Here is a 17,397-nt window from a genome sequence, read left to right as displayed (position 1 = left end):
GCTCGAACCTGACCTTGTCAAATCGCCTTGTCGGCGAGTTGTCAGTGTCTGACTCGACCCACTGCAGCACTCTGGCGCAGGCGCTTTAGCGTCTGCATCAGTTGGCTGAGTGAGCTGTCTAGAGGTGCCGCTGGGACCAAGTGCTTGGTCTTCCGCGGCGCTTCCGTCCTTGGCAGCGAGAAGAACATTACGGCCATATGAACACCCAAGTCAAATCGCCCTCACGGCGCCCACATCTCGACCGTAGTGCCTGGTAAATCCCTGGGTGAGGTGTCCCGTTGGCCTCAATATGACCGGGTCCGCTCAAAAATTGTTTCAAGTTTTTTTCGGCACTTTCTCAGCTCCGGATGTGGTAGCGCGAACAGTCCCCGTTCGCCGTTGGAGCATCTGCCGTGGTCAGTCTTGCTGTGGACCCCTCTCAAGGAGCTCCACGAACTGAACTTCGGACAGGATCGGCACGCCGAGTTGCTCCGCTTTGTCTGCCTTGGATCCTGCGTTGGCTCCGGCAACCACGTAGTCAGTCTTCTTGGATACCGAGCCAGAGGCCTTGCCCCCGCGCGAGATGATCGCTTCCTTGACGGAGTCGCGGGTGAATTGTTCAAGCGAGCCGGTAGCGACAATCGTCAGGCCTTCCAAGGTGCGCCCGACCGTCGAGTCCCGTTCATCCTCCATGCGCACTCCGGCTGCCGCCCATTGATCGACGATGTCTTGGTGCCACGCGACGTCGAACCAGCGCGTGACAGAGGCAGCAATGGTGGGGCCCACCCCATCCACATCCGCCAACTGCGCCTCGGTCGCCTCGCGAATGCTCGGCAGTGATCCAAAGGCCGTCGCGAGCGCGCGCGAAGCCGTGGGCCCCACGTGGCGCATGCTGAGGGAGACAATGACGCGCCACAGTGGCTGTCGCTTCGCGGACTCAAGGTTTTCGAGCAGCCGCAAGCCATTGGTGGAGACGTCCCCGGCCTTGCGTTCGATGCCGTCCTTCTTAGAGTCGGACTCCAACGTGAAGAGGGGGACGCGAGCCAAGTCAGCCTCCGTCAACGAGAACAACCCGGCTTCATTGCTCAGCACACCTGCGTCGACCAAGGCGGCAGCGGCCTTCTCCCCCAGGACTTCGACGTCGAGCGCTCCGCGCGATCCGATGAAGGCAATGCGGTCGATGATCTGCGCCGGGCAATTCTGAGAGTTGGGACAGCGCAGGTCCTTGTCTCCCTCTTTTTGTTCAACGAGCTCGGTGCCGCATGAAGGGCAACCCTGCGGCATCTCCCAGTCCTGCTCGTCTCCAGTGCGGGCAGCAACGACCGGCCCCACGATTTCGGGGATCACGTCGCCGGCCTTGCGCAGCACGACCGTGTCGCCGATCTTGACGCCCTTGCGCTTGACCTCGTGGCGGTTGTGCAGGGTCGCGTAAGTGACGGTCGACCCTGCAACGGTGACCGGGGTCATCACGCCGTACGGGGTGACACGACCAGTCCGCCCAACATCAACGCGGATGTCTTCAAGCTTGGTGTGGACTTCCTCAGGTGGGAACTTGTACGCCACCGCCCACCGCGGTGCGCGACTCGTCGAGCCCAACTGCCCCTGGACCACACGCGAGTTCACCTTGAGAACGGCGCCGTCGATCTCGTGGACCATCGAATGCCGCTTGTCCTCGAGTTCCGCAAGGAACCTTTCAATGGCCTCAACGCCACTCAAGGTGCGCGTGTGCTCACTCACCGGCAATCCCCACCCGGCCAGTACGGAATAGATGCCGGCCTGGGTCTCAGCCCTGGCATCGGCCCCTGCCTGTCCCCACTCGAGCGCACCCAAGGCATAGGTCGTCACGGCCAGGGGTCGTGTCGCGGTCACCTCTGGGTCCTTTTGGCGTAGGGAACCGGCGGCCGTGTTGCGCGGGTTGGCATACGGCGGCTTGCCCTGTTCGAGAAGCCGGGCATTGAGTTCTTCGAACGCCGCCAAGGGCAGGTAGACCTCGCCCCGGATCTCGACGATGTCGGGAATGTGATCGCCGCTGAGGGTCTCAGGGATGTCGGACATGGTGCGCACGTTCGCGGTCACGTCCTCACCTGTAGTGCCGTCGCCACGCGTCACCCCGCGCACCAACTGCCCGTTCTCATATGTCAATGAGATTGAAAGCCCGTCGATCTTGGGCTCGCACACCACCTCTTGAGTGCCCACTTCGCGTTCCAGGCGCGCGAACCACGCTTCCACGTCCTCAATAGAGAAGGCGTTGTCGAGGCTCATCATGCGTTCGCGGTGTTGCACCGAGGCGAAGCCGGTCTCGCCACGGGCGGCCCCAACCGTCTGGGTGGGCGAGTCGGGCTCAGCGAGCTCCGGGTGGGCATCCTCGAGATCGTGCAACTCACGCTCAAGCGCGTCATAGGCAGCGTCGGAGATCGTGGGCGCGTCATCGCCGTAGTAGCGGGCGCGGTGCTCCTCGATCTCTTGGACGAGTTCCTGGTGACGGGCGCGGGGGTCAGTCGTCTCACTCACGGTCCTATCTCACCATGAGTCACCGACACGGGCCGATGCTTGGGTGACGTCGGCATGGATCGTGTCGGCTGTGCTCACTAGGGTGGGCCCATGCTTAAGCAGAATTGGATCGTGACGGTGGGCGCCGTGGCCGGCGCTGTTGGTCTGGCGGGGTGCGCTTGGAGCGGCTCGGACCCCGCTCCCGCAGTCACTGTGCGCACCACTGCCACCACAACGATCACCGCTTCTCCGGAGCCCACCTCCTCACCATCGCCCTCGGCCGAGGCTGATCATGCCCACAGCCACGGTGAAGATGACGCGTTTGCACGCCCACTCTGGCTAGGTCAGATCCCACTCGAGATTGGTGACTACGACCTCGGAGTGCAAACAGACACCCCTGAAGAGCTACGGGATCGGCAGTTCGAGCCACGCGAATGGCTCCCCGCCCCCGACGGCGAGGAGTGGTTCGCGGAGATTGGTCCCGTTCCCGCGGACGTCGCGGAGCGCTCATCGTGGGTTGAAGGCTGCCCCACGCCCATGAACGAACTGGCGTACATCGTCATGCCGTTCTGGGGATTCGATGGCGAAGTCCACACCGGGGAAATGATCATCAGCGCTGACCATGCAGAGGATGTCGCGGGCGCCTTCGAGAAAGTCTTCGCATCCCAGTTCCCCATCGAGGAGATGAGGGTGATCTCGCTCGAGGAACACCTGTCCCCCACGACTGGCGACCACAACATCACCTCTTCCTTCACGTGCAGGCGCGTGGTCGCGGCGGAGGACTACTGGTCCGAGCACGCCTCCGGGCTCGCCGTTGACATCAACCCCTTCCACAATCCCTTTATTAAGGGCGATGCCCTGTTCCCCGAACTGTCCGAGGCCTACCTGGATCGCGGGTGGGACCGTCCGGGCATGATTCACGACCCGTCGGTGGTGTACGACGCGTTCGAGGAGATCGGCTGGGCGTGGGGCGGCCATTGGGAAGGCCGCGAGGACTGGATGCACTTCTCCGCCAACGGCGGGTAAGTCACACTGGGAACATGAGCACTGTTCCTACTGCCACACAGATCGAAGCGGCCGCAGCCGCGATTGCGCCACACGTGCGCCGCACGCCGATCATCGAGGTCCCCGGCGACACCCTTGGCATCGACGCGACGCTCGTCTTCAAACTCGAGTATCTGCAAGTCACTGGCGCATTCAAGGCACGCGGTGCCGTGCACTACGTCGCCACTCAGCCGGTATCCGACGCGGGCGTGGTCGCCGCATCCGGTGGCAACCACGGCGCAGCTGTGGCCTACGCGGCCCACCGCTTCGGCCATGACGCGCACATCTTTGTCCCCACAACGGCCAACCCCGCCAAGGTCGAGCGCTTGGTGAGTTTGGAGGCCAACGTTCACAGCATCGGCCTCACCTACGGCGATGCGGCCGATGCTGCGGCTGAGTACCTCGCAGAGCACGACGCGACCTCGATTGCAGCCTTCGATGACCCGATCGTGATGGCCGGTGCGGCCACGGTTGCCCGTGAGTTTGAGGCCGATGCTGGCCACCTCGATGCCATGATGCTCGCCGTCGGCGGTGGCGGACTTGCCGGAGGCGCGGCCGCGTGGTGCGGGGACCGGATCCCGATCGTGGGGTGCGAAACCGTTGGCACCGCTTCATACGCAGCGGCGGTCGAGGCTGGCGCGCCGGTCACCGTGCCGGTCAGCGGTGTGGCTGCAGACCACCTGGGGGCACGGCGCATTGGCGATACTCCATGGGCCGCACTGAGTGGAGCCCACGCTGAGTCGATCGTCGTCACCGACGATGAGGTGCTGGATGCACAGGCCCGGCTGTGGCGATTGTTGCGTGTGGTGGTCGAGCCCGGCGTGGCCGCACCGTTTGCCGCGCTGCACACTGGTCGATGGAAGCCTGAGCCTGGCGCGCGCATCGGCGTGGTGTTGTGCGGTGCGAATGTCGTGGTGCCGGGGCTTGGCGCTCAGGCTTCTCGGTCCGAGAGTTAGCCGAGCAGTCGTCTAGCCAGCGCTCATGAGCTTGTCGATGAGCCGGTGCATGCGGCGGGTGCGGGTCTCCGGCTTTACCGCGGTCGTCAGTTGAGCAATCGCGAGAAAGCGGTCCTGAGCGGATTGCGCCGCGAAGCGCTCTGTCGCGCCCGGCACCGCTGCCAAGGCTTGTGCCAGGTCATCGGGAACCACGGCATCGGCTGATCCCGCGTATGCCCGCTCCCACCGCCCGTCTTCTTGGGCCAAGGCCACTTGACGTTCTCCACCTGATCGCACGCGGCCAGCTTCCCTCAGGCGCGCAATGTGCTCGACATTGCGACGCGACCATAGGGACCGGGGACGGCGCGGAGTGAAGCGCTGCATGAAGGTCGTCGCATCCCGGGAGCGCCGCTGCCCGTCGATCCACCCGCTACACAGCGCCTCATCGAGTGCCTGTGCATAGGTGAGCGAAGTGGGCTCCGTGACGCCCTTTTTGGCAAGCACCAGCCACACGCCGTTACTGGAGCTGTCATTGGCGACGAGCCACTCGTGCCACGCGCGCTCATCAGCCACGGTCATCTCTTCTAGGTCCACGCGCCCATCATCACAGACCCCACTGACACTGGCGCAGCGCCTCGTCGCCGGCGTGAGAGGATCCTGCGCATGGCACTTGTGAGTGATCGCGTCCGCGAGCGCGTGGTGGAGCAGTTTGGGCCGTCATCGTCACGGATGGTCAGTGCGCTGGAGCGGCTCACGATCGAGGGTCATACGGACCCCGAGCGTGTCCACGCGGCGGTCTCGATCGCCTCCCGTGGCAATGCTGCGATGTTCGACGATGCCATCGAGCACGCCTCCGAAGATTGGCGCGACCTCCTCGACCGCGCAGGACTTGCGGACAGTGACTGGAAGCAGCAGATTCGCCAGACGTTCGGGCCTGCCTAGCAGCACGTGAGGGCGGCGTTCCCAACTTGGTACAAAGTCGTCACACACCGGCAACACCACGTCTCTATGGTGTCGACTATGACGCTGATGAGCCTTGTAGTACGCGCCCCCTTCGCGCTGATTGACGGAGACCTGCGGCCCGCGGCGGTCGCGGTGGCCGGCGACGTCATTGTCGACATCGCTGCCTTCAATGACGAGTTCGATGCTGCTAGCGACATCACGCTGAACGACACTGAGGTGCTTGTCTTGGCCGACGCTGTGAGCGCCACCGGCGGAGCAGCGCGTCGCGGCATTCGCGTTGGCGCGCGGGCGGATCTGGTGGCGTGGGGACGTTCGGCGCTCGATGTCGACGCGACCACCCGCGCGGTCACAACTGAGAATTTGGCGGTTCCCGCCACTTAATCCCCAAGGTCCTAGAGACGCAGGTGCGCGAGGGGACTAACGTGGTCTCTGTGACTGCACCGATCGATCCCACGACCACCTCCGCCTGGGCCGAGCTCACCGCTCACAAGGACGGATTCGCCCCTGATCTCCGCGGCTGGTTTGCAGCCGATGCTGGTCGCGTCGAGCGACTGTCATTCCCCATGGCGGACCTGCACGTTGATCTGTCCAAGAACCTCGTGACGGACGACATCCTCTCCTCGCTCGTGAAACTTGCCGAGGAGACCGGCGTCGCCGAGCGCTACAAGGCGATGCTCGCGGGCGAGCACATCAACACCACGGAGGACCGCGCCGTTCTGCACACTGCGTTGCGACGTCCGGCCGACGCGGAGCCTTCGTTGACCGTTGACGGCCAGGACATCGATGGCGACGTCCAGGAAGTTTTGGGCAAGGTTTCCGCATTTGCCGAGCGTGTGCGCTCGGGTGAATGGTCCGGCATCACCGGCAAGCGCGTCGAGACGGTTGTCAACATCGGCATCGGCGGCTCCGACCTGGGGCCTGTCATGGTCTACGAGGCGCTCGAGCCCTACGCGACCGCCGGCATCAGCGCACGCTTTGTCTCGAACATCGACCCCACAGACATGGGCCAAAAGCTCAAGGGACTCGACCCCGAGACCACGCTGTTCATCGTGGCGTCCAAGACGTTCACCACGCTCGAGACGCTCACCAATGCACGCCTGGCACGCACCTGGCTGTGGGAGAAGCTCTCGCAGGCAGGCGTCGACGTCGCATCAGACGACGCCAAGTCCGAGGCCGTCGCGCACCACTTCGTCGCCGTCTCCACCGCTTTGGACAAGGTCGCGGACTTCGGGATCGACACCACCAATGCATTCGGGTTCTGGGACTGGGTGGGCGGCCGCTACAGCGTGGACTCCGCTATTGGACTGTCGTTGGCGATCACCCTGGGACCGGACGTCTTTGGCGACCTACTCGACGGCTTCCATTCCGTGGACCGTCACGTCGCGGAGACTCCCCTCGAGGAGAACGTCCCGGTCCTCATGGGGCTGCTGAACGTTTGGTACGTGAACTTCCTGGGCGCGCAGTCGCACGCCGTACTGCCGTATGCGCAGCAACTGCACCGTTTCCCGGCGTATCTCCAGCAGCTCACCATGGAGTCCAACGGCAAGTCCGTGCGTTGGGACGGCTCTCCTGTCACGACCGAGACCGGCGAGGTCTTCTGGGGCGAGCCCGGCACCAACGGCCAGCACGCGTTCTACCAGCTGATCCACCAGGGCACCAAGCTCATCCCCGCGGACTTCATTTCCGTGGTGAACCCTGCGTACGACTTGAAGGACGGCGATCAGGACGTCCACAGCCTCTTCTTGGCGAACTTCCTCGCGCAGACCAAGGCGCTCGCCTTCGGCAAGACCGCTGAAGAGGTCGAGGCTGAGGGCACCACGGGGGCCCTGGTCGCTGCACGCACCTTCGCAGGCAACCGGCCCACCACGTCGATTTTTGCGCCGTCGCTGACCCCTCAGGTGCTCGGCCAGCTCATCGGCCTGTACGAGCACATCACCTTCACGCAGGGTGTGATCTGGGGTATCAACTCCTTCGATCAGTGGGGCGTGGAACTGGGCAAGAAGCTCGCGCTCGAGATCGCCCCCGCCATTGAGGGCGACGACGACGCGCTGAACGGTCAGGACGCCTCGACGCAGGCACTCATCGCCTACTACCGCGCGCACCGCTCGTAACAACCGTCACCAACGCGCCCCTTCTCCCCTGGCCGTACATACTCGGCGGGGAAAGGGGCGCGTTGGCTTTCTGGCCGTGAAGTTTCGTTGAACTGGCCGGACCAATCGACAGCCCAGGAGGCACATTCGTGACAACCAAGACCATCGTGATCACCGGAGCCAGCGACGGAATCGGCGCTGGCGCCGCTCGGCAGCTGACCGACATCGGCCACAACGTCGTCGTCGTGGGCCGCTCCCCGGAGAAGACTCAAGAAGTCGCCACCGACCTGGGCGTTCCCTTCCACGTCGCTGACTTCGCCCACCTCGACCAGGTGCGGACGTTGGCACAGGAACTGCTGGACGCGTATCCCCGCATCGACGTCCTTGCGAATAACGCCGGCGGAACCTTCACGCAGAAATTCACGGAGGACCACCACGACCTCACCATGCAGGTCAATCACTTGGCGCCATTCCTGTTGACGACGCTCGTCATGGACCGGCTCATTGAGTCCAACGCGTCGGTGATCCAGACGTCGAGCATCGCCCACCGCGCGTGGGGAAACATCGACGTCGACGACCTCTCAAACAAGCGCAAGTGGTCCGCACAGAAGTCCTATGGCGACGCCAAACTTGCCAATGTTCTCTTCACCAAGGAACTGGACCGGCGCTACCGCGACCAGGGCCTCTCCGCGGTGTCCTTTCACCCCGGGGCCATCGCGACAAACTTCGCCTCAGAGGGCTCGGGGCCATTCCGTTTCGCGTACCACTCGCTGTTCAGCAAGCTCTTCGAGGGCGTCGACGCGGGGGCCTCGCGCCTCACGTGGCTCGCCGATGGCGAACCCGGCGTCACCTGGGAGCGCGGCGGGTACTACGCCAAGAACGCCCCCGGGAAGCTCCACGACCGGGCTGATGACCCAGAGTTGGCCAGTGCGCTGTGGGACCGCAGCGAGCAACTCCTCGCTCCCGCCTAACCATTCGCGAGCACTCGCCGCAACACAGATAAGGGACCCAGCCACACGGCTGGGTCCCTTATCTATTCAAGGCAACTCGGGCATCGGCCCGATGCTGTTTAGACCATGTCGAAAGTGTCAGGGTCGGGGCCCTGGCGGCCATTAGCACCCTGGTCGAGAGCGTCGATACGGGCGATCTGCTCCTCCGTGAGGCCAAAGTCGAAGAGCCCCATGTTTTCCTCCATACGCTCGCGGCGCATGGACTTGGGGAAGATGATGTCGCCGCGCTGCAGGTGCCAGCGCAGGATGACCTGTGAGGGAGCACGGTCAACATCCCGGGCGATCTCCGCGATTGTCTCGTCATTCAAGACAGCACCCTGACCCAGTGGGCCCCATGCCTCCACCGCGATCGCGTGCTCGTGGGAAGCGATGCGGGCGGATTCGTTGCGGAAGTACGGGTGAACCTCGATCTGGTTGACGACCGGAGCAACGCCGGTGGCATCCATGATCTGCTCAAGGTGGTCCGGCTGGAAGTTGGACACACCCACGGAGCTGAGGCGGCCGTCCTCGAGCAGTTCGAGCATGGCCTTCCAGGTGGACACAAAGTCGCCGTCGTAGCGGGTCGGAAGGGGCCAGTGGATCAGGAACAAGTCGAGGCGGTCCAGGCGCAACTTCTCGAGCGTCTCGTCGAAACTACGCAGAACGTCATCGCGCAAGTGGTTGCTGTTGGTCAGCTTGGACGTGACGTAGAACTCATCACGGGCGATGCCTGAGTTCGCGATCGCCTCGCCGACCTCCGCCTCGTTGCGATAGCCCTGAGCCGTGTCGATGTGCCGGTAGCCCACGTCGATTGCGGTGCCAACGGTCTCGACCGCATCCTTGGGGTCCACCAGATACGTTCCGAAGCCGAGCTGCGGGATGGTCGTGCCGTCGTTGAGCGTCACTGAATCAGTCATAGTGAGAGAACGTCCCGGGGGCGCATGTGATTCCGTGCCTGGCTCAAGAGCTCAAGCCGCGGGGCGCCGTCAGTTGTGCGGGACCCGCACCGTGATCGCGCCTGGCTGGATGGAGAACGCCACCTCGGCACACTCGCCGACGTCATCGCCATCGAGTTCGAGGACTCGCGGCTCGCCCAGAGAGACCGCCACCTCGCTCACGCGCTGGTGTTCGACAGACTCGCTACTTTCCGCCTCATCCTGCCCCATCACCATGCGCTTCACACCGTTGTCCCACACCATGGAACGCATCGTGTCGAGCCATCCGCCCACACCATCTGCGCTCAGCACCAGCAAATCGAGTTCGCCGTCGTCCGGCACTGCGTCTGGAAGCAGGGTCACGCCGCCGGTGAGGGTGCCGCAGTTTCCGACGATCAGGGTGTGCGCGCTGGTGTTCGAGGACGCAGCGCCGTCGATCGCAAAGTCGACCTCAACCACATCGCTCTCGGAAAAGGCCCGCCCCAGAGACTCCACGTAGGCAAGCCAGCCCACTTTGTCCTTCAGATCCTCGTTGGTCTCAGTGATCATGTGCGCGTCGATACCGACACCAGCCATGACGGTGAAGGCGTACCTGTGCTCGGTGGCTTCGATCGCCCCCATCGCCCAGCCCACGTCGATTGATCTCGTGTGACCATGCAACGCGACCTCGAGTGCCGCCGCGAGATCACCCACGGGGATCTCGAGATTGCGCGCGAGGAGGTTCCCGGTGCCAAGCGGAACCACGGCGAGCGAGGCATCCGAGCCGTTTTCCGCAAGGCAGCCAGCCACTGCGCGAACCGTGCCATCGCCGCCGGCGGCGATCACAACGGTCGCGCCCGCATCCAGCGCTTCTTGCGCCATGCCGTGGCCAGGGTCGTCCACGCTGGTTTCGTACCAGGTGATTCGAGGCTCGTCACCTTCGGAATCAAGGGACGCGAGCGCGTCCTCAATGCTGTCCTTGCTGGTCTTCGACGGATTGACGACGATTCCGACATGCACGGTGGTATTCACAGGCTCAGCATAAGCACACCGAGGCGGGCCGATGCTGTTGTTGCCTTACGTATCGATCTCACCCGTGATGGCGACGTGCGTCCAGCCCCCGACCCACACGTCCCCACCCTCCGCGGTGATTGTGACGTGTCCAGCTCTACCCAGCATCGTCCCTTGGCGTGCGGTGTAAGGCGCGCACAGCCGGTCGCTCTCGAGGAGCCACTGAGCGAGCGAGGCATTGAAGCTTCCGGTGATGGGGTCTTCGCGCAGGGGTCCATCGGTGTCGTTGAAGAAGGTCCGTACCTCGACATCCGCGGGGCCGGCGGCATCGTGGCGGGCGGCGATCCCCACCATGCGCAGGCCCGGCTGAGGTGCGCCGTCGGGGCTGACTGCAAGCACCTCGTCGACGTTGCCCAGCCACAGTGCAATCCACCCGGGACCGTTGTCGGCCCAGGCGGCGTCCACCACGGTGCTCGGGTCGATGTTGAGGAGCGCGCACGCCGCAGCCAGCTCCTCCGTCGCGACGGGGCCGGAGCGGATGCGGGGTGGCGCGGCGAAGGCGAGGTTGTCGCCGTCGACACGCACCGGCACCAGGCCGGCTCCGCACTCCTGGACGACCGTGCCTGGCGTCTGCGACACTCCTCTGGCATCCAGCCAAGCGCGGGCAGTGCCAAGGGTGGGGTGGCCAGCGAACGGAAGCTCGTTGGTGAGGGAGAAGATGCGCACCCGGTAGTCAGCGCCCGGCTCCGTCGGGTCGAGCACGAAGGTGCACTCCGAAAGGTTGGTCCACGCGGAGATGCGCGCCATTTCCTGGGTCGTGAGCCCGTCCGCCCCGAGCACAACCGCCACGGGATTACCGGTGTACGGATCTGTGCCGAAGACGTCGACTTGACGGAAAGGGCGCGGTGTCATGGGCCGACTCTATTGGAGGGCGCAGCGTCCACTCCAGTGCGAAGCGGCACCTGAGTGCTTACGCGCCGCGGCCCTGGTCATTATTATTTGCGATAACCGCCGAAAATGTACGGCCACGAGCGCTCGACCTTCAAAAACCCGCCGTGTATGTACGGCCAGGGGGAAGGGGTTAGAGCTGGCCCTTGCGGGCACCGGCCCAGATGTCGATCCCGGCGTCCACGGCGAGCTCGTCAATCGCGGAGAGCTCGGAATCTGTGAAGTCCATTGCGGTCAGCGCGCCAACATTGGATTCGAGTTGACTGACCGAGGACGCTCCCATCACGATCGAGGTCAGCCGCGGGTCGCGCAGCGTCCACGCGAGCGCCATCTGTGCCAGTGACTGCCCGCGCGCGGCCGCAATATCGTTCAGGCCACGGAGACGCTCCACCACCTCGTCGGTGAGCCAGTCCGGGTTCAAAGACTTGCCCGCCGCGGCTCGCGAGTCATCGGGGACCCCGCCCAAGTACTTGTCGGTCAGCATGCCTTGGGCCAGAGCGGTGAAGGCAATCACACCGGCCCCGACCTCGTCCGCAGCGTCGAGTAGGCCCTCATTCTCGACCCATCGATTGAGCATGTTGTAGCTCGGCTGGTGAATGAGCAGCGGCGTCCCGAGATCCCGCAAGAGCGCAGCCATCTCACGGGTCCGGTCCGCGTCGTACGACGAGATTCCAACGTACAGCGCCTTCCCCGCCCGCACTGCGGCGTCCAAGGCTGTCGCGGTTTCCTCGAGAGGCGTGGTGGAGTCAAAGCGATGTGAGTAAAAGATGTCGACGTAGTCGAGACCCAGGCGCGTCAGTGACTGATCGAGGCTTGCGGTCACGTACTTGCGACCGCCACCGCCCTGCCCGTACGGACCTGGCCACATGTCCCATCCCGCTTTGGTCGACACCACGATTTCGTCGCGGTAGGGCGCCAAGTCCTCCTGCATGATCCGGCCAAAGTTGACCTCTGAAGCGCCGTAGGGCGGGCCATAGTTGTTGGCGAGGTCAAAGTGCGTGACGCCAAGATCAAAGGCGCGGCGAACAATGTCGCGCTGACGCTGGATCGGCACGTCATCGCCAAAGTTGTGCCACAGCCCCAGGCTCAGGACGGGCAAGTCGAGCCCGGAGCGGCCGGTCCGTCGGTACTGCATCGAACCGTCGTAGCGAGCAGGGTCGGCAACGTACGTCATGAGATGTCCTTCGCGAGTTGTCACGGATGGATCCGGCGGCCCCACCGGGGCGCCTACCCAGTCCACTATGCCTGGTGGAAGCGGCTTCCGCATCGGCCCGATGCCGTGGTTCCGTCACCGAAGAAGTACGGCCAGGAGCGCGGGGACGCCGAAAGCCCGCCGTGTATGTACGTCCAGGGGAAAATGGGGGCGGGGGTTTGCGTGGTCAGGCGGAGTCGCGGATGACTAGCTTGGTAGGGAGTTCTGTCTCGCGCGGCTTGGTCTCGTCGCCTGCCAGGACGGCGAGCAGGATGTCCGCCATCTCCTCCCCCATGGCCTCTGAAGGCTGGCGGATTGTGGTGAGCGGGACTTCGCAGACTTGGGCGCTCGGTGAGTCGTCGTAGCCCACCATCGCGAGATCGTCGGGGACGCTTATGCCACGTTCCAGGAAGATAGGCTGAGCGCCAGAGGCCATGAGGTCCGAGGCGATGAACACGCCATCGAACTCGGCGCCGGCGGCGAGCAGTTCACGAGCCGCACGAGTCCCGCTAAGCATTGTGTAATCGCCGTGGACAACGGGACCTGGCTCAAGGCCGGCCTCGCTCAGCGCTTGGTTCCACCCTTCCAGGCGGTCCATGCCACTTTGCATCGTCATGGGACCGGTGATGGTGGCGATCTTGGTACGACCGGCTTCGATGAGATGACGCGTTGCGGTGGCGGCACCTGCCACGTTGTCGACGTCCACGATGTAGCCGCTAAGCCCATCGAGCGCGGGCCGGCCACCGATCACCATGGGCAGCATGTCACCGATCTCGCGAACAAACACGTCTGACGTGTGGTGCGACACGACGGCCACGCCATCGACGACGCCGCCGGCGAGGTAACGCAGCATCTTCGCCTCGGGGCCCTTCGAGGCGATCATCAAGTTGAGAAGATAATCCGACTGCTCGAGGCGGCGGTTGATGCCGCCCACGATCGATGCGAAGTAGACATCGCCGAAGAACCGAGTCGTGTCTTCGGGCACGACGAGCGCGATCGCATGAGACTGCTGCGAGGCAAGCGAGCGGGCGGCTCGGTTGGGCACGTAGCCCAGCTCAGCGATTGCCGCTTGGACCGCGTCCCGACTCGCGGGATTAACGGTCGGAGATCCATTCACCACGCGAGACACTGTTGCGCGGGATACCCCAGCCATCGCCGCCACGGCCTCCAAGGTGGGAGCCGTAGGCCGCATCTGCGAGGCCTTGGTCCGGCCGGAGGTCCGGCGCGAGGCAGCGGTGATGCTGCCGTCGCGCCGGCCCTCCGTTGGACCGGCACTAGCGATGGGAGTCAAGGTGCTATCCCTTGACGGCACCAGCCATGATGCCTGCCACGAGCTGACGTCCAGTGAAGATGAACATGATCAGCAGCGGCACGGTAGCCAGCAGAGCGCCGGCGAGCACCAGGGAGTAGTCCACGAAGTAGTTCGCCTGCAGCAGCGACAGCGCTACGGGCAGCGTGGGGTTGGACTGGTCGAGCACAATTAGCGGCCACAGGAAGTTGTTCCACGCGGTCACGAAGGTGAACAGGAACAGCATTGCGGCTGCCGGGCGTGCGGCGGGTATTGCGACGTTCCAGAAGGTACGGAGCATGTTGCACCCATCGACCCTAGCGGCCTCGATAAGTTCCGTCGGGAGCGACTGTTGCAGATACTGCGTCATCCAGAACACACCGAACGCAGTCACCAGCGCGGGCAGAATCACTGCACCGAGCGAACCGGTCCAACCAAACTCCGCCATCAGGATGTACAGCGGGACGATTCCCAGCTGGACGGGGACGGCCATGGTCGCAATCACTGCGACAAACAGCGGGCCATTGCCCTTGAAGCGGAGCTTGGCGAATGCGAATCCGGCCAACGTGGACAGGACAACTGTCGAGATCGACACCGTGGTGGACACGATGATCGAGTTCCACAGTGCCTTCCAGAAGTTCACGGCCGGGTTCTGAATCACCGTCATCGCATTGTCGATGAAGTTGCCGCCAGGCAGCCACGACATGTTGGGGTCGCGAACCGTGGTGGCGTCTCCCGAACCGATCAGGAACGACCAGTAGAACGGGAAGAACGAAGCGAGGAGCACCACCGCGAGTGCGGTGTAGGTGAACCAGGTGGGCCGGTTGAGATGCACCATCGAGGTGCGCTTGAACATAGCCATGTCTTATTCCCCGCCCTTGTCGGAAGAGATGAACTTTCGTGTCAGGTAGAAGTTGAGCAAACCGAACACGAGGATGATGAGGAACAACAGCCAGGCAATGGCGGAGGCGCGACCGAAGTTCAGCTCTCCCCAACCGGTGTTGTACATGTACATGGTGATCGTGAGCCACTGCTGGTCAGCGCCACCGTTACCAGCGGAGTCGAACATCCGCGGCTCATCGAAGATCTGCAGTCCACCGATGGTGGAGGTGATAATCACGAAGATGAAGGTGGGGCGGATCTGCGGCAGCGTCACCGAGAAGAAGCGGCGGGCCTTGCCAGCGCCGTCGAGCGCGGCGGCCTCATAAAGCTCACGTGGAATTGCCTGCATCGCCGCAAGCAAGATCAGCGTGTTGTAACCGATCCACCTGAAGTTCACCATCGAGGCAATCGCGACGTGGGAAGGAATCACGTCCTTGTGCCACTGCACGGGATCAATTCCCACCAGGCCTAGCCAGTGGTTGATCAGACCGTACGAGTCTGCGTAGAGCTGCGAGAAGATCAGCGCAACGGCGACGGGCATCATGACGTAAGGAACCAGCACGCCCATGCGCCAGAATGTGCGCGCCTTGAGGTGGTGGTCAAGCATTGCTGCAATGAATGTCGCGATGATCAACTGTGGGATCGACGACAGGATGAAGATCGAGAAGGTGTTGCGCAGGGAAACCCAGAACTTGCGGTCATTGAGCACGTACTCGAAGTTTCCGAGTCCGATGTACTCACCGGAGTTGCGGATCGTGTCCCAATCCATCAGCGAAATGACCGCTGTATAGATGATGGGGAAGAGCCCAAAGATGGTGAAGACGACGAAGAACGGCGCGATGTACAGGTAAGGCGACGCCTTGACGTCCCACCTGCTGAGGCGCTGACGCCAAACTGAGTCAGCCCGAGACTTGGTGAGTTCCGTGGATGCCATGAGGTTCCTTCTAACGACTGAGTTGCCGAGTGTGGGGGTGGTGAACCCGGGCCGCCTCCCTTGCGGAAGGCGGCCCGGGCCTCACTTAAGCGGCTTTAGCCAATCGACTCGATGTCGGAGACTGCCTTGTCCCACGAGGCTGCCGGGTCGTCGGTGCCGTCTTCAACGCGGGTGAGTGCGTTGTTGATGGCGTCGTTGACCTGGAAGTAGTACTCACCCTTGTAGGGCGAAGGCACAACAGCCTGGGCGCGGTCGGCGAAGATTTCACCGATAGGTGCGTCGTTGAAGAACGCGTTGACGGCGCCGGTCACAGCCGGGTCGTCGTATGCAGCGACCTGCGAGGGGTAGGTGCCGGCGTTGGCGAATGCCTTAGCCTGCTGCTCGGGAGCGGTCAGCCACTCGGCCAGAGCCGTTGCAGCCTCGATGTTCTCGCCGTTGCCGGGAACGGTCAACCAGGAACCGCCCCAGTTACCGCCACCGTTGGGGTAAACGTTCGCGAGGTTCCAGTCGTCGGTCTCGGTCGCGTTGCCCTCGATCACACCGAGCATCCACGGCGGGCACAGCATCGTGGCGTACGCGCCGTTGGACAGACCAGCGAACCAGTCTTCAGTCCACTGACCGAAGTGCGAGGACTGCGTCGCGGACGCGGCCATCAGCTGGTCGTAGTTGGCCTTGACCTCGGCGTTGTCCAGTGCGATGACCTCGCCGGACTCGGGGTCTTCGTAGGCCACGTCGAGCTGGTTGGTCATGCCCTGCCAGATACCCGAAGCCGAGTCGAAGAACGCGGCGCCGCCGGAGCCCTCAACGTAGTCGTCACCGACTGCGAAGAAGTTGTCCCAGTCACCGTCCAGCAGCGCAGCAACCTCGTCGGGGCTGCTGGGAAGGCCAGCCTCCTCGAACAGCGAGGCGCGGTAGCAAACACCCTGCGGGCCGGTGTCGGTGCCGTAGCCGATGAGGCGGCCGTCGGCGTCGGTGGCGCCAGCCTCGACGTAGTCGACCCAACGGCCTTCAACGTCTGCGCTGGACATGTCCGTGAGGAGGTCCGAGTACTGCATAACCTCGGGCATCCAGTCGACCTCAACCATTTCCACGTCAGCGAGGCCGCCGGGGCCAAGCTTGGTGAAGAAGTTCTCGCGGGCGTCACCGGACTCGGCCTTGCGGTCGTAGGTGATGGTGACGTTCGGGTTGAGCTCCATGTACTCCTCGATGAGGTCGTACTCGTACTCAGCGTCGTTCTCCGCGTTGGAGAAGCCGGGCGTGTTGAAGGTCGCGAGGGTCAGCGAGACTGGGTCGCCGCTTCCCTCTGCCTCATCCGAGGCCTCGGCGGTTGCGCCGCCGGTGCTCTCGTCGGTGGTGTCGCCGTCGTCTGACGAGCATGCCGCCATGGTGAGGGCGAAGATCGCGGTGCCAGCTGCTGCGCTGAGCACCTTCTTGCGTCGTGTGAAGCTCACGTTCACTCCTTTGTGAGAAGGGTTGTCGGGCCCGGCGAGAGCGCTCTCTCCAACGGTGAGAGCGCTTTCACGAGCTGGTTTCACGCTACGACCGAGAAATGTGGATGTCAACGCAAAACCAGTCATAGAAACGTTTCGATATCGAACCGTTACGAACCGTGATGTTTCGTGATCATTTCGTGGGCGTCATGCGATTCACCCGCCCTCATGCGCGATGAAGGCACCCGCCAGCGCGGATCGTCAACACAGGGAGGAAGGCCCGCAATCGGACCCAAAAGAGAGCGCGT

At 63.6% G+C, this 17,397-nt stretch carries 16 protein-coding genes; 6 read left to right on the top strand and 10 right to left on the bottom strand.

Going from position 1 to position 17,397, the window contains the following annotated elements; translation table 11 throughout:
• Positions 1-396 precede the first annotated feature (396 nt).
• Positions 397-2,490 (bottom strand): NAD-dependent DNA ligase LigA, encoded by a 2,094-nt coding sequence (gene ligA, locus AOP74_RS08525; protein ID WP_061961837.1) that lies wholly within the window; start codon positions 2,488-2,490, stop codon positions 397-399.
• A 90-nt stretch (positions 2,491-2,580) separates the two neighbouring features.
• Between ligA and AOP74_RS08520 the strand changes: the two genes are divergently transcribed.
• Together AOP74_RS08520 and AOP74_RS08515 are read left to right on the top strand one after the other, a co-directional pair.
• Positions 2,581-3,495: a M15 family metallopeptidase gene (locus tag AOP74_RS08520; protein ID WP_061961836.1), complete on the top strand. Its 915-nt coding sequence runs from the start codon at positions 2,581-2,583 to the stop codon at positions 3,493-3,495.
• Between the two features lie 14 nt (positions 3,496-3,509).
• Positions 3,510-4,469 (top strand): serine/threonine dehydratase, encoded by a 960-nt coding sequence (locus AOP74_RS08515; protein WP_061961835.1) that lies wholly within the window; start codon positions 3,510-3,512, stop codon positions 4,467-4,469.
• Positions 4,470-4,481: 12 nt separating this feature from the next.
• On the opposite strand, the gene AOP74_RS08510 is transcribed toward AOP74_RS08515, so the two are convergent.
• Positions 4,482-5,027 (bottom strand): YdeI/OmpD-associated family protein, encoded by a 546-nt coding sequence (locus AOP74_RS08510; protein WP_061961977.1) that lies wholly within the window; start codon positions 5,025-5,027, stop codon positions 4,482-4,484.
• An 84-nt stretch (positions 5,028-5,111) separates the two neighbouring features.
• Here AOP74_RS08510 and AOP74_RS08505 point away from each other — a divergent pair, with 84 nt between their 5' ends.
• From AOP74_RS08505 to AOP74_RS08490, 4 genes are all read left to right on the top strand, one after another.
• Positions 5,112-5,390, top strand: a complete 279-nt coding sequence (locus tag AOP74_RS08505) for a hypothetical protein (RefSeq protein WP_061961834.1) — start codon at positions 5,112-5,114, stop codon at positions 5,388-5,390.
• Between the two features lie 78 nt (positions 5,391-5,468).
• Positions 5,469-5,792: a hypothetical protein gene (locus AOP74_RS08500; protein ID WP_061961833.1), complete on the top strand. Its 324-nt coding sequence runs from the start codon at positions 5,469-5,471 to the stop codon at positions 5,790-5,792.
• Between the two features lie 50 nt (positions 5,793-5,842).
• Positions 5,843-7,522, top strand: coding sequence for a glucose-6-phosphate isomerase (gene pgi / locus AOP74_RS08495; protein ID WP_061961976.1), 1,680 nt, complete (start codon positions 5,843-5,845; stop codon positions 7,520-7,522).
• A gap of 128 nt (positions 7,523-7,650) precedes the next feature.
• A complete protein-coding gene (locus tag AOP74_RS08490; protein ID WP_061961832.1) occupies positions 7,651-8,472 on the top strand; it encodes an SDR family NAD(P)-dependent oxidoreductase in 822 nt (273 codons plus the stop codon).
• A gap of 98 nt (positions 8,473-8,570) precedes the next feature.
• On the opposite strand, the gene AOP74_RS08485 is transcribed toward AOP74_RS08490, so the two are convergent.
• From AOP74_RS08485 to AOP74_RS08450, 8 genes are all read right to left on the bottom strand, one after another.
• Positions 8,571-9,407 carry an aldo/keto reductase gene (locus tag AOP74_RS08485; RefSeq protein ID WP_061961831.1) on the bottom strand — a complete coding sequence of 279 codons (837 nt, stop codon included), beginning with the start codon at positions 9,405-9,407 and terminating at the stop codon, positions 8,571-8,573.
• Positions 9,408-9,476: 69 nt separating this feature from the next.
• The gene (locus tag AOP74_RS08480; RefSeq protein ID WP_236683766.1) at positions 9,477-10,436 is read right to left on the bottom strand and encodes a diacylglycerol/lipid kinase family protein; all 960 of its coding nucleotides are present in this window, start codon (positions 10,434-10,436) and stop codon (positions 9,477-9,479) included.
• A 45-nt stretch (positions 10,437-10,481) separates the two neighbouring features.
• Positions 10,482-11,327 (bottom strand): PhzF family phenazine biosynthesis protein, encoded by an 846-nt coding sequence (locus AOP74_RS08475; RefSeq protein WP_061961830.1) that lies wholly within the window; start codon positions 11,325-11,327, stop codon positions 10,482-10,484.
• Between the two features lie 169 nt (positions 11,328-11,496).
• Positions 11,497-12,537, bottom strand: coding sequence for an L-glyceraldehyde 3-phosphate reductase (gene mgrA / locus AOP74_RS08470; RefSeq protein WP_061961829.1), 1,041 nt, complete (start codon positions 12,535-12,537; stop codon positions 11,497-11,499).
• A 205-nt stretch (positions 12,538-12,742) separates the two neighbouring features.
• Positions 12,743-13,747 carry a LacI family DNA-binding transcriptional regulator gene (locus AOP74_RS08465; RefSeq protein ID WP_061961828.1) on the bottom strand — a complete coding sequence of 335 codons (1,005 nt, stop codon included), beginning with the start codon at positions 13,745-13,747 and terminating at the stop codon, positions 12,743-12,745.
• Between the two features lie 103 nt (positions 13,748-13,850).
• Positions 13,851-14,705 carry a carbohydrate ABC transporter permease gene (locus AOP74_RS08460; RefSeq protein ID WP_061961827.1) on the bottom strand — a complete coding sequence of 285 codons (855 nt, stop codon included), beginning with the start codon at positions 14,703-14,705 and terminating at the stop codon, positions 13,851-13,853.
• A gap of 3 nt (positions 14,706-14,708) precedes the next feature.
• Positions 14,709-15,659 (bottom strand): carbohydrate ABC transporter permease, encoded by a 951-nt coding sequence (locus AOP74_RS08455; protein ID WP_061961826.1) that lies wholly within the window; start codon positions 15,657-15,659, stop codon positions 14,709-14,711.
• A gap of 95 nt (positions 15,660-15,754) precedes the next feature.
• Positions 15,755-17,110 carry an ABC transporter substrate-binding protein gene (locus AOP74_RS08450; protein WP_236683765.1) on the bottom strand — a complete coding sequence of 452 codons (1,356 nt, stop codon included), beginning with the start codon at positions 17,108-17,110 and terminating at the stop codon, positions 15,755-15,757.
• Positions 17,111-17,397 lie beyond the last annotated feature (287 nt).

Source organism: Demequina flava (assembly GCF_000975035.1).
Classification (GTDB): Bacteria; Actinomycetota; Actinomycetes; order Actinomycetales; family Demequinaceae; genus Demequina; species Demequina flava.
The sequence above is the reverse complement of the archived record's forward strand: the minus strand, read 5'-3'. Positions and strand labels throughout refer to the sequence as shown.